Origin of the sequence: Halapricum desulfuricans, from assembly GCF_017094525.1 — an archaeon.
In the GTDB taxonomy this organism is placed as follows: Archaea; Halobacteriota; Halobacteria; order Halobacteriales; family Haloarculaceae; genus Halapricum; species Halapricum desulfuricans.
This window is the reverse complement of record NZ_CP064788.1, coordinates 2,479,704-2,492,554: the sequence shown is the minus strand read 5'-3', so window position 1 is coordinate 2,492,554 and position 12,851 is coordinate 2,479,704. Positions and strand designations below refer to the sequence as shown.

At 67.0% G+C, this 12,851-nt stretch carries 14 protein-coding genes; 8 read left to right on the top strand and 6 right to left on the bottom strand.

Features of this window, described 5'->3' with window-relative positions; genetic code table 11:
- Positions 1 to 13: 13 nt before the first annotated feature.
- Entirely contained in the window at positions 14 to 994 is a 981-nt protein-coding gene (locus HSR122_RS12735; RefSeq protein ID WP_229110180.1) for a J domain-containing protein, read from the bottom strand.
- A gap of 94 nt (positions 995 to 1,088) precedes the next feature.
- Between HSR122_RS12735 and HSR122_RS12730 the strand changes: the two genes are divergently transcribed.
- Entirely contained in the window at positions 1,089 to 2,039 is a 951-nt protein-coding gene (locus HSR122_RS12730) for a 1,4-dihydroxy-2-naphthoyl-CoA synthase (RefSeq protein WP_229110179.1), read from the top strand.
- 287 nt (positions 2,040 to 2,326) lie between these two features.
- On the opposite strand, the gene HSR122_RS12725 is transcribed toward HSR122_RS12730, so the two are convergent.
- Positions 2,327 to 2,845, bottom strand: a complete 519-nt coding sequence (locus HSR122_RS12725; protein WP_229110178.1) for a hypothetical protein — start codon at positions 2,843 to 2,845, stop codon at positions 2,327 to 2,329.
- Positions 2,846 to 2,931: 86 nt separating this feature from the next.
- Between HSR122_RS12725 and HSR122_RS12720 the strand changes: the two genes are divergently transcribed.
- The 4 genes from HSR122_RS12720 (at position 2,932) to HSR122_RS12705 (ending at position 7,849) form a co-directional block, all read left to right on the top strand.
- Complete coding sequence (locus tag HSR122_RS12720) at positions 2,932 to 3,873, top strand: 1,4-dihydroxy-2-naphthoate polyprenyltransferase (protein WP_229110177.1); 942 nt, start codon at positions 2,932 to 2,934, stop codon at positions 3,871 to 3,873.
- On the top strand, positions 3,870 to 4,925 hold the full coding sequence (locus tag HSR122_RS12715; protein ID WP_229110176.1) for a mandelate racemase/muconate lactonizing enzyme family protein: 1,056 nt from the start codon (positions 3,870 to 3,872) through the stop codon (positions 4,923 to 4,925). The genes HSR122_RS12720 and HSR122_RS12715 overlap by 4 nt, the downstream gene beginning before the upstream one ends.
- Positions 4,922 to 6,418, top strand: coding sequence for an o-succinylbenzoate--CoA ligase (gene menE / locus HSR122_RS12710; RefSeq protein WP_229110175.1), 1,497 nt, complete (start codon positions 4,922 to 4,924; stop codon positions 6,416 to 6,418). The genes HSR122_RS12715 and menE overlap by 4 nt, the downstream gene beginning before the upstream one ends.
- 222 nt (positions 6,419 to 6,640) lie before the next feature.
- A complete protein-coding gene (locus HSR122_RS12705) occupies positions 6,641 to 7,849 on the top strand; it encodes an inorganic phosphate transporter (RefSeq protein WP_229110174.1) in 1,209 nt (402 codons plus the stop codon).
- A gap of 68 nt (positions 7,850 to 7,917) precedes the next feature.
- On the opposite strand, the gene HSR122_RS12700 is transcribed toward HSR122_RS12705, so the two are convergent.
- Positions 7,918 to 8,247 (bottom strand): hypothetical protein, encoded by a 330-nt coding sequence (locus tag HSR122_RS12700; protein WP_229110173.1) that lies wholly within the window; start codon positions 8,245 to 8,247, stop codon positions 7,918 to 7,920.
- 183 nt (positions 8,248 to 8,430) lie between these two features.
- Between HSR122_RS12700 and HSR122_RS12695 the strand changes: the two genes are divergently transcribed.
- Entirely contained in the window at positions 8,431 to 9,204 is a 774-nt protein-coding gene (locus HSR122_RS12695; RefSeq protein WP_229110172.1) for an NAD(+)/NADH kinase, read from the top strand.
- A gap of 26 nt (positions 9,205 to 9,230) precedes the next feature.
- On the top strand, positions 9,231 to 9,686 hold the full coding sequence (locus HSR122_RS12690; RefSeq protein WP_229110171.1) for a DUF7313 family protein: 456 nt from the start codon (positions 9,231 to 9,233) through the stop codon (positions 9,684 to 9,686).
- Here HSR122_RS12690 and HSR122_RS12685 read toward each other — a convergent pair.
- The gene (locus HSR122_RS12685) at positions 9,683 to 11,083 is read right to left on the bottom strand and encodes a cryptochrome/photolyase family protein (protein ID WP_229110170.1); all 1,401 of its coding nucleotides are present in this window, start codon (positions 11,081 to 11,083) and stop codon (positions 9,683 to 9,685) included. The genes HSR122_RS12690 and HSR122_RS12685 overlap by 4 nt on opposite strands.
- 128 nt (positions 11,084 to 11,211) lie before the next feature.
- Here HSR122_RS12685 and HSR122_RS12680 point away from each other — a divergent pair, with 128 nt between their 5' ends.
- Entirely contained in the window at positions 11,212 to 11,982 is a 771-nt protein-coding gene (locus HSR122_RS12680) for an enoyl-CoA hydratase/isomerase family protein (RefSeq protein WP_229110169.1), read from the top strand.
- On the opposite strand, the gene HSR122_RS12675 is transcribed toward HSR122_RS12680, so the two are convergent.
- Both HSR122_RS12675 and HSR122_RS12670 read right to left on the bottom strand, forming a co-directional pair.
- The gene (locus HSR122_RS12675; RefSeq protein ID WP_229110168.1) at positions 11,979 to 12,257 is read right to left on the bottom strand and encodes a UPF0058 family protein; all 279 of its coding nucleotides are present in this window, start codon (positions 12,255 to 12,257) and stop codon (positions 11,979 to 11,981) included. The genes HSR122_RS12680 and HSR122_RS12675 overlap by 4 nt on opposite strands.
- A gap of 128 nt (positions 12,258 to 12,385) precedes the next feature.
- Positions 12,386 to 12,601: a ribbon-helix-helix domain-containing protein gene (locus tag HSR122_RS12670; protein ID WP_229110167.1), complete on the bottom strand. Its 216-nt coding sequence runs from the start codon at positions 12,599 to 12,601 to the stop codon at positions 12,386 to 12,388.
- Positions 12,602 to 12,851: the final 250 nt, after the last annotated feature.

Sequence of the window (12,851 nt, the reverse complement as noted above, 5' to 3'; positions counted from 1 at the left end):
TGTTTTCGCTCCCCTACCAGCGCAGCGCCCAGTAGGTCAGCACCGTCAGGCCGAGCGGCAGCCACGTCGCCCCGAGGACGACCAGTCCGACGATCGAGAGCGGATCGACCGTGCTCGCGAGGAGGACGAACGTTCCCAGCACCGTCCAGCCGCCGAAGACGTAGATACCGACCTCGGGCATCGACGCGAGATAGACGATCAGCGCCAGCGTACACGCCGCGACGATGACGTTGACTATCGGTGAGAACGCGGGGAAGACGCTGCTGAAGACCAGTCCCGGATACGAGAAGAAGGCGGCGACGAGCAACACGACCGACTGGGTCGGCGGGAACAGCCGGCTCCGGTCGAAGCCGTCCCGTGTCGACTCCTCGCGAACGGCGTAGCCGCCGCCCGTGGCCCACCCGACCGGCCCGCCGACGTTTCCCGACGTGCCGACACCTCCGCCACCTTCGGCAGTGCCCGGACCGCCCGTCCGCGTTCCGACTCGGTCGTCGCCGGTTGCCGCGTCGCCCGTCCCGTCTCCAGTGGCTTTGCCTCTAGTCGCGGTCTCGCTACCGGACTCCGCGGCTCCCGCTCCGGGACCGCCGCGCGCCTCGCGTGCGCGTCGATTCCGGCGACCCTGCCCTCGCCGCCTGTGTCGCCATCTCCCACGTCCGGCCCAGGTGGAGCCGCTGTCCCCCGTCGTCTCGCTGTCGTCGGCCCACGTCGTCGCCGTGTCCGACGGCGACCGCGACGCGGTGTCGGTCGTCCAGCCCGCGTCGGTGTCGGTCTGGCGGACGTACTGGTCGTGGCCGAGCCGGTCGTAGCGAGCGCGTTCCGACTCGTCGGTGAGCACCGCTCTGGCCTCGATCAACCGCCGAGAGCGCTGTCCGGCCTCGGGATCGTCGCTGACGTCCGGATGGACGTCCTTGATCCGTTCGCGGAAGGCGTCGTCGATGGCCGACTCGTCGGCCTCCGGATCCACCCCGAGCACGTCGTAGAACGTCTCTGCCATTGGGGACCTATCGTCTCTACTCTATCCCCGCCCGGCGCAAAAATCTCCCGACGGAGCGAGCACCTTTTTTGCTCCTCCGTCCCCCAGAGTGGCTATGGTCTCTGAGATCTTCGATCCCGACCGCTGGGAGTCGATCGATCGGTTCGACTTCTCGGACATCACGTACCACCGCGCCCACGAGGTCGGCGCGGTCCGGATCGCCTTCGACCGCCCCGAGGTGCGCAACGCCTTCCGCCCGGAGACGGTCGACGAGCTCTCGACCGCCCTCGATCACGCCAAGCGCCAGACCGACGTCGGCACCGTTTTGCTGACCGGCAACGGCCCCTCCCCGAAGGACGGCGGCTGGGCGTTCTGTGCCGGCGGCGACCAGTCGATCCGCGGCGATTCCGGGTACGAATACAGCAAGTCGCCGCGGGACTCGGCCGCGGACGAGGAGGAAACCGGCCCGCAAGTGGGCGACGGGCCGGACAACCCCAACGCGCCCGAGAACGTCGGTCGCCTACACATCCTGGAGGTGCAACGGCAGATCCGTCACATCCCCAAGCCCGTAGTGGCGGTCGTCCCCGGCTGGGCGGTCGGCGGCGGCCACTCGCTGCACGTCGTCTGTGACATGACGCTTGCGAGCGCCGAGCACGCCAAGTTCCTCCAGACCGACCCCGACGTGGCGTCGTTCGACTCCGGCTTCGGGTCGGCGTATCTCGCCAAGCAGATCGGCCAGAAGAAGGCCCGCGAGGTGTTCTTCCTCGGGAAGACCTACTCCGCCGAGGAGGCCGAAGAGATGGGCATGGTCAATGAGGTGGTACCCCACGAGCAACTGGAGGAGACGGCCCTCGAGTGGGCCGAGACGATGACGGGCAAGTCCCCGACGGCGATGCGGATGCTCAAATACGGGTTCAACCTCACCGACGACGGGCTGGTCGGCCAGCAGGTCTTCGCCGGCGAGGCGACACGGCTCGCGTACATGACCGACGAGGCCAGGGAAGGCCGGGACGCCTTCAACGAGGGGCGGGAACCCGACTTCGAGGACTTTCCCTGGCACTACTGAGCCACTTTTTCTCGCTCGGGTTCTCGCTGCGAGCGCCCGCAAGCGCTCGCGCGAGAACCACTGCGCGAGAAAAACTTGGGGAAAAAGGCCGGAATCGCCTTGTGAGGGCGATTCCGGGGAAACGCCTCGCTTCGCTCGGCGTATGCTTGGCGTTTCTTCTGGCGCTTCTGAAACGACATCTCCCACGACGAGTTACAGGAACAGGACGATCGCAGCCCCGACGAGAAAGACGAGAATCAACAGAAAGACAATCCAATCCGGAAGGCCCCCTTGTCCGGAGTTGGACATCAGAGTACCCCTCCTAGAGGCCCATCTCCATCTCGATTCACTTCGGACGGATCTTTTCCGAAATTCTCCTTCTTCTTGTGGACGAAGTGGACTTCGCCTTGGTTCATACCGATACCCCCCGGGCCACCGTACTCGTTCTGGAGTTCCCTCCATCCGTCCATGTCGGAAATCCCACAGGCAACGACGATCACATACGGGAATTCCTTCTGATAATCCGTAATTTGCCCGCTCAAACGGTGCTTTTTGCTGTTCGTGAAGTCCCGTTTCATTTCGATCCCAATATCGTCCCCGACAGCGACATCTGCGTTGACGCTCCCGTGCTCACGTTTTACTGGAATCTGATCCCCTGATCCCCCACCTAGGCCGATGTCAAGCCCCATTCCTCCAGATTCGTTCAGTCTCTGGTCCAAGTACTCCTGCAGGTCGTTCTGAAACTTGGTTTCGGATCTGTAACTCCGATCCGGAATCCACTCTTCGACGTACTGCAAGACTTCGTTTCCGAGTCCACCGCCGATCATGTGACGATATTTCATATCGGAATAGTATCAAGGTTTGGCCCACCGATCCACAGCGGCTTTGACGGCACCGCCCTAACACGCCGCCAATGAGTACCGCAGACGTCTCCCGGCGGAAGGCTTGGCTGATGGCCGCCCGGCCACAGACGCTGCCCGCCGGCACCGCGCCGATCGTCGTGGGCGTCGGGCTGGCGGTCCACGCCGGCGTCCTCGCACTTCTGCCCGCGCTGGCTGCGCTTGTCGGCGCGCTACTGATCCAGATCGGGACCAACTTCGCCAACGACTACTACGACGCCGTCAAAGGGGCAGACACCGAGGACCGCGAGGGGTTCACCCGCGTCACCGCCGGCGGGCTGATCGAACCCGAGCGCGTCAAGCAGGCGATGATCGCCACCTACGGGTTGGCCGTCCTCGTCGGCGTCTACCTGGTCGCGATCGGCGGCGTGCCGATCCTCGTCGTCGGCCTTTCTTCGATCGTCGCCGGAGTGCTGTACACCGGCGGCCCCTACCCCTACGGCTACCGCGGGCTGGGCGATCTGTTCGTGTTCGTCTACTTCGGCGTCATCGCCGTCACGGGTACCTACTACGTCCAGGCTGTCGCGAACATGGCCGGTGTGGGGCTGTTCCCGCTGGGGCTGCCCGCCGGGAGCGTCCCCGTCGACGCCGTCGTCGCGAGCCTCGCGGCGGCCGCACTCTCGACGTGCGTGCTCGTCGTCAACAACATCCGCGACATCGAGACCGACCGCGAGACCGGCAAGCGGACGCTGGCGGTCATCCTGGGCTATCGCGGCGCGCGCGCCGAGTACGTCCTGCTGATGGGGATGGCCTACACCGTCCCGGTGATCTTCGCACTCGAGCCCGAATACGGTCTGCCCGCGCTGGCACCGTTGCTGTCGCTGCCGCTCGCGGCCCGCGTGACGAGGACGGTCCTGACAGAGACGAGCGGCGAGGCGCTCAATCCGGCGCTTGAACGCACCGGCCAGACGATGATCGCACACGCACTGCTGTTCGCCGTGGGGCTGGCAGTATGAGGATCGACCCGTTCACGCTCGAGCTGGCCGACCCGCTCGTGACGGCCGCAGGGACGATCGACGCCCGCGAGGGATTCACCGTCGCTTACCGCCACCGCGGTCAGCGGGGCGTCGGCGAGGCGACGCCGTTACCCGGCTGGACAGAGTCGCTCGAGGCGTGTCGCGAGGCACTCCACCGCGCGGCCGCGGCCGCCGACGAGAACGCCAGTGACAGCGACGGTTCGGGCCACGGGCCAGCACTCCTCGAACTGGACGCCGCCGAGACGCCCGCCGCGCGCCACGGCTTCGCGACGGCACTGCTCGACGCCGACGCCCGCGCCGACGGCGTCCCCCTCTATCGGTGGTTCGACGCCGACGTGGGGACGGTCTCGTCGGTGCCGGTCAACGCCACGATCGGCGACGCGCCGGTCGAAAAGACCGTCGAAGCCGCCGAGGCGGCGGTCGCGGACGGTTTCGAGGCACTGAAATGCAAGGTCGGCGCGCGATCGGTCGCCGAGGACGCTCGGCGACTCCGGGCCGTCCGCGAGGCCGTCGGCGAGGGCGTCGAACTGCGGGCGGATGCCAACGCCGCCTACGACCGCGAGACGGCCCGCGAGGCCCTCGAAGCGTTCGCGAGCGCGGGCGTCTCCTACGTCGAACAGCCGCTGGCCGCCGACGACCTCGCAGGTCACCGCGAGTTGCGAGAGATGGGCGTCGATATCGCGCTGGACGAGAGCCTCGTCGAGCACGATCCGCAGGCGATTCTGGACGCAGACGCCGCAGACGTGCTGATCCTCAAGCCGATGGTCCTCGGCGGGCCGGACAGCGCCCACGCGCTGGCGACTCGCGCCCGCGAGCGCGGGATCGAACCGGTCGTGACCACCACTATCGACGGCCTCATCGCCCGGACCGCCGCCGTCCACGTCGCCGCCGCGATCCCCGACGTGCGGGCCTGCGGGCTGGCGACGGCCGACCGGCTGGCCGAGGATCTCGCTCCCGACCCGTGTCCGGTCGCAGACGGGACGATCGCTGTCCCGCAATCGCCGGGTCTCGGCAGGGAGGTGACGCTATGACCGACCGCTGGCCCCGCTACGATCTGCTAACCCACCGGGTGAAGACGACGCCCGACCGGACCGCGCTGATCGACGCCGACACCGGCCGAGAGTGGACCGCTCGCGAACTCGACGACGCGGTCGACGAACTCGCGGCCGCGCTCGAGTCGGTCGGCGTCTCGCTGGGGACGCGCGTCGGACTGTTGCTCTCGACCCGTCCCGCGTTCGTCCGGGTCGCCCACGCCGTCTCCCGGCTCGGCGGCGTGCTCGTCCCGCTGAACGTCGAGAAACCGACCGACGCGCTGGCCGCCCAGGCCGAACGAGCCGATCTGGACGTACTTATCTGCGGGACCGAAACCGCCGGAACAGCCCGCGAACTCGACGTTGGGACGCCGGTCTCGGTCGACCGACCTGACGACACAGCCGGGACCGGCGAGGTCCGAGAACTTCCCGACGCCGATCCCGAGGGATTCGTCCCCATCGGCCGCGATCCCGACTCCCTCGCGGTGATTATGTTCACGTCGGGGACGACGGGCGAGCCGAAAGGCGTCAGGCTGACCCGCCGGAACCTGCTGGCCAGCGCCGAGGCCTCGGCCTACCGACTCGGCGTCGCGCCCGGAGACCGGTGGCTGTGCTGTCTCCCGATGTACCACATGGGCGGGCTCGCGCCGATCGTCCGGACCGCGCTGTACGGGACGACGCTGGTCGTCCAGCGGGCGTTCGACGCGACCGAGACGGCCGCCGTCCTCGAACGGTTCGACGTCTCGGGCGTCTCGCTCGTGCCGACGATGCTCCAGCGGTTGCTCGATTCGGGGTGGGAGCCGCCGGCCGCCCTCAATGCGGTACTGCTCGGGGGCGCACCGGCCGACGAATCGCTGATCGAGCGCGCCATCGGCCGAGACGTTCCCGTCTCCCCGACCTACGGGACCACCGAGACGGCCTCTCAGATCGCCACCGCGCGCCCCGAGCAGGCGGCCGAGAACCCGGGGTCGGTCGGCCAGCCGCTGGTCAACACGACCGTCCGGATCCACTCGGACGGCGAACCGGCCGATCCGGGCGAGACCGGCGAACTCGTCGTCTCGGGGCCGACGGTGACGCCGGGCTACCTTGCGGAGGAGCGGACCGCCGAGGCGTTCGACGAGGCCGGTCTGCACACCGGCGATCTCGGATACAGAGACGTCGACGGACGACTCTGGATCGCGGGTCGACGCGACGACCGGATCGTCTCCGGCGGCGAGAACGTCGATCCCGAGAGGGTGGCGGCGGCAATCCGCGAACACCCGGCCGTTGAGGACGCCGCGGTCGTCGGGCTCGACGATCCGGAGTGGGGCCAGCGCGTCGCCGCGCTGGTCGTCGGTGGCATTGATCCCGGGGCGGTCGAGACCCACTGCCGGGACCGACTGGCCGCCTTCGAGGTGCCGAAGACGATCGCCGTCGCCGACGAACTGCCCCGGACCGCCTCCGGGACGGTCGACCGCGAGGCGGTCGAAGCGCTTCTCTCCGACGAACAGTGATTCGAGGGGGCCTACAACAGCCCACGCGAGTTCGGTTTCCGGCGGACGGTGTTCGTTCTGCCGTGACCGGCGGGCACGGCAGGTGTGGCCGCCGAGGCAAACGAGCGCTATCGACAGAATCAACTATGCCTGTTCGGGAGTGTGGCGTATCGAGGTCGACTCCGAGTACTTCGACGGAGTATCGTACCGACCGGGCGCAGTCGATACGGAATACGTACAATCATGTCTTCACTCGTCGGGATCGTCACTGTCGCGCTCGTTGCATCGCTCTTCATGTCATTCACCGTCGGGGCGAACAGCAACTCCGCTCCGATCGCGCCGGCAGTCGGGGCGAACGCGCTGTCCACCTTGCGAGGGGCGCTGCTGGTCGGGCTCGTCGCCGCCCTCGGGGCCGTCGCACAGGGTGGCAGCATCTCGGAAACCATCGGCCACGGGTTGGTGACTGGCGTGACGATCACCCCGCTGGCCGCTACTGCGACGCTTCTCACGGCGGCGACGCTCATCACGATCGGAAACTCCCGCGGGTACCCGATCCCCTCCGCGTTCACGGTGACCGGTGCGGCGATCGGGGCGGGCGTCGCGCTCGGCGGCGGCTTTGCGGTCGGGACGTACGCCGAGATTCTGGGGTTCTGGTTCGCGATTCCGGTCGTCGAGGGCGTCCTCGCGTACGGTCTCGCGTGGCTGTTGCTGGACGAGACGGTCCCGGACACGCTGAGTATCCCGCTGCTCGCCGGCGGCGTCGGTTACGCACTTGCCAACGTCCAGCTATCGTTCCTCCCGGCCCCACACAGCGAACAGGGCTCGATCGCGGGCGTCCTCACCCGTCAACTCGACCTCGCGGCGACAGGGATCGGCGAGGCCAGCACTGCACTCGTCGGGGGCGTGATCGGCCTGCTCACGATTGTCGCGGTCTACTGGCAGCTTCGGCGTGACGTGACGACCGGGATCAACCGGATGCTGGTGGCGCTCGCTCTCGTCGTCGTGTTCACCAGCGGCGGGTCACAGGTCGGACTCGCCACCGGACCGCTGGAGTCCGTCTTCGAATCGTCGCTCGGTCTCCCGTCACTGTATCTGCTCGCACTCGGGGGACTCGGCATTCTCCTCGGTGGCTGGTTCCGGTCGCCGCGCCTCATTCAGGCCGTGGCCCGCGAGTACGCGTCGCTCGGGCCGAAGCGATCGATCGCCGCGTTCATTCCCGCGTTTCTCATCGCCCAGGCCGCGATCGCCCTCGGCTATCCCATCTCGTTCAACAAGGTGATGATATCCAGCATCGTCGGGGCCGGGCTCGTCGGCGGCTCGTCGAGTTCAGACGGGGTGTCCGCCGCGAAGACGGGATACACGGTCGGGGCGTGGATCGCCTCGATGGTCGGCGGCGGCGCGATCAGCTTCGCGCTCTACCACGCGCTGGCTGCACTCCCCGGGCTGGGGTAGTATCCGGTGGCCACACGTCCGTACAGACATTCGCCGGACTGCCGTGCAGAACGGCATCGTCCCCGGTATCAGACGTTCTGGAGCGTCATGAGGTTCTCGACTGCCGCTCGTTCCTTCATCTCTCCCCACGTCTCGAAGTCGGTCGTCCGAGCCACGAACGCGTCACGTTCGTCGGCCGAGAGCTGCTGGACGCTCCCGATCGTCGCATCGCCACTCGGGCTGGCTTCACAGAATCTGTCCACCGAGTCGAACTGAGTATGGCGACGCACGAACGCCGGTGAAAGGATCCGTTCGTGAGCACTGGAAACCCACGCCTCCAGTGAGAGTGCCCGTTCGATTGCTGTTATGAGATCGGTATGCAGCGAATCGCGGGTCTTGACCCCTGAGCCAAGGACCATATCTCATACCCGTGTCTCAAACGACGTAATTCTGCCGGCTATACGTTCGTGGAGAATTCCGGCACCTCCGGTGGCGAAACTCCCACGAAAATGTATTGACGGCCGGTGACTGGACAGTCCTGATACCGTCTCATCCTGTCGCGGTGCGGTGGCTTTTTTGCCACCCTCACCTACCCCCGAGACATGAGCGACGACCTGGCAGGCGCGGCCCGCGTCCACGTGACCGGCGAGTCCCTCGAGACGCTCGCGGACGCGGCGACGGTCTCCGACAGCGAGAGCGCGGACGTCGTCGTGGCGGTCGGCGAATCCGCACTGCTGGAACTCGCCCGTACGGGGTGTTCGACGCCGATCCTGCCGGTCGATGCGGGCACCGGCGTCCGGTCGGTGCCGCGCGAACGAGTCGAGGCCGCACTCGAAAGCGTCCGGGAGGGCCGCGCAACCGAACTCGAGCTCCCCGTCCTCGGCGTCACTATCGACGGCCAGTCACGTGGTCGAGCGCTGCTGGACGTGATGCTCGTCACCGAGGAGGCGGCCCACATCTCGGAGTTCGAACTCGAAACCCCTACCGACCGGATCGCACAGTTCCGCGCCGACGGGTTCGTACTCGCCACTGCCGCGGGGACCAGCGGCTACGCCCGGCGGCTCGATGCCCCTGTGTTCGGGCCGGAGACGCGAGCCGCCGCGGTCGTCCCGGTCGCCGCGTTCGCGACCTCGCTTGATCAGTGGATCGTGCCGGTCCCTGATCGCGGTCCGGTACTTCAGGGGCGGGTCGCCCGCGAAGAGGCCGGCGTCACCCTGCTTCTCGACGACCGTGACGCGGGGCGGGTCCCGCCGCTGACGTCGGTTTCGATCGACGTCGTCGATGCGCTCCGGCTCTACCGTGTTCCGGAGAGTCAGTCCTGTTTCGGCGGAGTCGAGGGCTCTCCCCGGGAAGGTTCGCCGGGAAAATCATCTTGATATGCCTCTGGCTCGCACGTCCGGGTATGTCAGCGCCAGCCTACCAACTCCCCGGCCCACTCGGGGCTGTCGACTCCGTTCTCGGCGGAGCGGGGACCGTCGAGTACCTCCTGCTCGGCCTGCTGCTCGTCAACGTCGTCACACGGCTGCTCGCACACCGCAGCCACGTCAGCGAGGCCGGTGACGACGCCGAGCGCCTCTCCCGTCATCCCCTGCACGTCGCCTCGAACGTCGCAATGATACTCACTGCCTTTTACTACACGACGCTCGACCAGCACGCCGGCATCGTCGCCTCGACGCTGATCCTCGGGCTGTTCGTCACCGACCTCTTCGAGTTCGAGGCCCGCAACGCCGAACTCCGCCGCGGCGTCGATCTTGACGCCCCGAAGGGCGCGATCGGGGCCTCCGTGCTCGCGCTGCTGTATGTCGGCTATCTCAGTCTCTTCCAGTTCGTCGCGCCGTTCTGGTCGGCGATCGTCTAGCTTTCACCCCGAGCCGTCTCGAACATCTCGATCGCCGCTTCCCGGCGCTCGCTGTGATCGACGATCGGATCCGGGTATTCGGGGGCCGCGCTCCGACGTTGGGTGAGCGACGCCTCGTGCCACGAATGAATGATCTCCGGGTCTGCCTCGCGTAACTCTGGTACGTAGCGTTTGATGTACTTGGCGTCGGGGTCGTATCGCTCGCCCTGGGTCATCGGGTTGAAGATCCGGAAGTACGGCTGGGCGTCGGTCCCCGTCGAGGCCGCCCACTGCCAGCCGCCGTTGTCGTTCGCGGTGTCGTGATCGACGAGTTTCTCCCGGAACCACTCGTAGCCTACCCGCCAGTCGACCAGCAGATCCTTGGTCAGAAACGAGGCGACGATCATCCGCACGCGGTTGTGCATGTACGCCTCCTCGCGCAACTGGCGCATCCCCGCGTCGACGATCGGATAGCCCGTCCGGCCGTCCTTCCAGGCCTGGATGGCGTCCTCGTCTTCCTGCCAGTCGATCTCCTGCTCGTACTCTTTGTAGTTCTCGGTGACGACCTCGGGATCGAAATACAGCACCTGCGCGTAGAACTCCCGCCAGGCCAGCTGATCCTGGAACTCCTCGACCGATTCGCGGCGATCGCCCTCGACGCCCTGTTTCGCCGCCTCGGTCGCCTCGTAGACCTCGCGGATCCCGATCGTCCCGAACTTCAGGTGTGCCGAGAGCCGTGAGGTACACGCCTCGGCGGGGTAGTCCCGGTGCTCCTCGTAGCGATAGATATCGTCCCCGCAGAACGACTCCAGGCGCTCGCGCGCTTCGGCGGTGCTCGCCGGTGGAATCTTCGCCTCCGGCTCCTCGAAGCCGAGTTCACCCAGTGTCGGGATCGGTTCGTCGTCGCTGACCTCGGCCAGTTGCTCGCTGTCGGGCGGATCGACCGACGGGTGTTTCTCGCGGTCGTGCCACTTGCGGCCGAAGTAGGTGAACACCGAGTAGGGGTCGCCGTCGTTCGTGCGGATCGCGCCGGGTTCGTGACACACAGCGTCGTGGACGGCCTCGCGGGCGACGCCCGCCTCGTCTAGCGCCCGCCGCACCTCGGCGTCCCGTTCGCGGGCGAGCCCGGAGTAGTCCCGGCCCCACGTGACGGCGTCGGCGTCGAAGCGCTCGGCGAGTTCGGGCAGCACCTCGCGGGGGTCGCCCTCGCGGATCAGCAGGTCGCTCCCGCGTGACCGATAGCCCTCCCGGAGCGATTCCAGCGCGTCGAGCATGAACGCGACGCGGGGCGGGCCGGCATGCTCGAGCACGTCCCGATCGAAGACGAAGACCGGGACGACCGGGCCGTCCGCGTCGGCCTCGACCAGCGGCCGGTTGTCGGCCACCCGCAGATCGCGTCGATGCCAGTGAATGCGCATACGCTCCTATCGGCCTGCTCCCTTCTGAAGGCACCGCCAAACTGGTGGGGCCATCTCCTCCGGTCAGGACCGGCCACCGTTTCGGCAGACTGCCAACGTTTTTGACCGACTGGCGCGACTCCCGATCCGTGACTGTCTCCATCGAGCGATCGGACCGGGTCGTCGTTTGCTCGCTCGAGGACCCGGCCGGGCGCAACGCGCTCACGGCCGAGACCGCGCGACGACTCTCCGACGCGATCGCAGGGATCGAGGACACCGACGCCCGCTGTGTGCTCGTCCGCGGCGAGGGCGACACCTTCTGTGCCAGCGGCGATGTCGGGGCACACGTCGGCCGCGTCCGGGGCGATATCGACGCCGCCGAGTGGCGCGAACGCCTCGAAGCAGTCGGCGACGCTGTCGCCGCCGTCTACGAGTGTCCGCTTCCGACGGTCGCGGCCATCGACGGGCCGGCCTTCGGTGCCGGGGCGGCGCTCGCGCTGGCCTGTGATCTCCGGGTCGCGAGCACCGACGGGTCAATCGGCTTCGGCTTCCGGCGGTTCGGGCTGGCGGCTATCGCCGGCGTCTCACATCTACTCCCGCGGGTCGTCGCCCCCGACACCGCGTTACGGTTGCTGTACACCGGCGAACTCGTCGGGGCCGGGCGGGCGGCCGAACTGGGGCTGTTCACCGCGCTGTATCCCGCCGACGGCTTCGAGGACGAACTCGCCTCGCTGCTGGCGACGCTCTCGACCGGCCCCCGCGAGGCGCTGATCGCGGCGAAGACACTGCTCAGAACCGATCACGGGGAACTACGCGAGGGGTTGAGAGCGGAACTGGCGGTGGCCGAGCGGCTGTCGAAGGGCGGCGATTTCGAGGAGGGAGTCACCGCGTTCGCGACCGAACGAGAGCCGCAGTTCTAGATCTTCGATTCGGCGTCTTCGGCCAGTTCTTTCATGCGCTTGCCGATGCGGCCGGCGTCGGAGAACTCGTCGTCGCTCATGGCTTTTGCCAGGGCGTTTCCGAGGACGAACACGGCGTGTTTGTGCTCGCTTTTGGACTTGTGAACGTCCGCCGGCGTGACGTCGAGTTCCTCGTAGGGATCGAACAGTCCCTGCTCGACGTGCTCCTGCTCGCTGAAGTACTCCATGATCGTGACCATGTGCTCGTGGAGTTCTAAGAGCTCGTCTTTGTGCATTCGTGTGTACTCATTGGACAGACGACGGCTTAAGGATTGCCCGGTAGCGACTACCAGAGGGGCGTTTCACGACCATCCCCACGTTCGAAGCTGGCTGGCGATCCGTCACGTCCCTGCTGACGTGGCGATCAGAACACGTACTCGTCGTCGTGACCCATCATCCCGTCGTCTTCCAGGCCCGGTTCCTCTTCCTCGTCCATCGGTCCGCTGGTCTTGTACGCTTTCAGTCCCGTCGAGAGCAGATCCTCGATCGCCTCCTCGCGGTTGAGGAACTCGCCTTGCTCGACGAGCTGGGCGATCTGCATCTCCAGATGTTCCGGTACGTTGATCTCTACTTGCGCCATCGGACTGTTCCCCGCTTCGACAGAGGGGCATTTAAGCCTGACGGGGTCGAACCCGGGCGGCAACCCACCGCTGTCAGGTAAACTACCCACCCTACTTTGCTCACCGCATATGCGGTTCGCTCGTTGCGGGTGGGGCTTTGATGTGGACTCCCAGCAATCAACTTTCGGCGGTTGGCCGATAGCCGTTGCCGTTCACCGTCCCACCATTTATCTTCGGCTAGAATGGGAGTCCACTGACAAGCCTCGGGGT

Coding starts and splice junctions, on each gene's coding strand:
- HSR122_RS12735 (WP_229110180.1), bottom strand. CDS start 994: ATGGCAGAGACGTTCTACGACGTGCTCGGGGTGGATCCGGAGGCCGAC.
- HSR122_RS12730 (WP_229110179.1), top strand. CDS start 1,089: ATGGTCTCTGAGATCTTCGATCCCGACCGCTGGGAGTCGATCGATCGG.
- HSR122_RS12725 (WP_229110178.1), bottom strand. CDS start 2,845: ATGATCGGCGGTGGACTCGGAAACGAAGTCTTGCAGTACGTCGAAGAG.
- HSR122_RS12720 (WP_229110177.1), top strand. CDS start 2,932: ATGAGTACCGCAGACGTCTCCCGGCGGAAGGCTTGGCTGATGGCCGCC.
- HSR122_RS12715 (WP_229110176.1), top strand. CDS start 3,870: ATGAGGATCGACCCGTTCACGCTCGAGCTGGCCGACCCGCTCGTGACG.
- menE (WP_229110175.1), top strand. CDS start 4,922: ATGACCGACCGCTGGCCCCGCTACGATCTGCTAACCCACCGGGTGAAG.
- HSR122_RS12705 (WP_229110174.1), top strand. CDS start 6,641: ATGTCTTCACTCGTCGGGATCGTCACTGTCGCGCTCGTTGCATCGCTC.
- HSR122_RS12700 (WP_229110173.1), bottom strand. CDS start 8,247: ATGGTCCTTGGCTCAGGGGTCAAGACCCGCGATTCGCTGCATACCGAT.
- HSR122_RS12695 (WP_229110172.1), top strand. CDS start 8,431: ATGAGCGACGACCTGGCAGGCGCGGCCCGCGTCCACGTGACCGGCGAG.
- HSR122_RS12690 (WP_229110171.1), top strand. CDS start 9,231: ATGTCAGCGCCAGCCTACCAACTCCCCGGCCCACTCGGGGCTGTCGAC.
- HSR122_RS12685 (WP_229110170.1), bottom strand. CDS start 11,083: ATGCGCATTCACTGGCATCGACGCGATCTGCGGGTGGCCGACAACCGG.
- HSR122_RS12675 (WP_229110168.1), bottom strand. CDS start 12,257: ATGCACAAAGACGAGCTCTTAGAACTCCACGAGCACATGGTCACGATC.
- HSR122_RS12670 (WP_229110167.1), bottom strand. CDS start 12,601: ATGGCGCAAGTAGAGATCAACGTACCGGAACATCTGGAGATGCAGATC.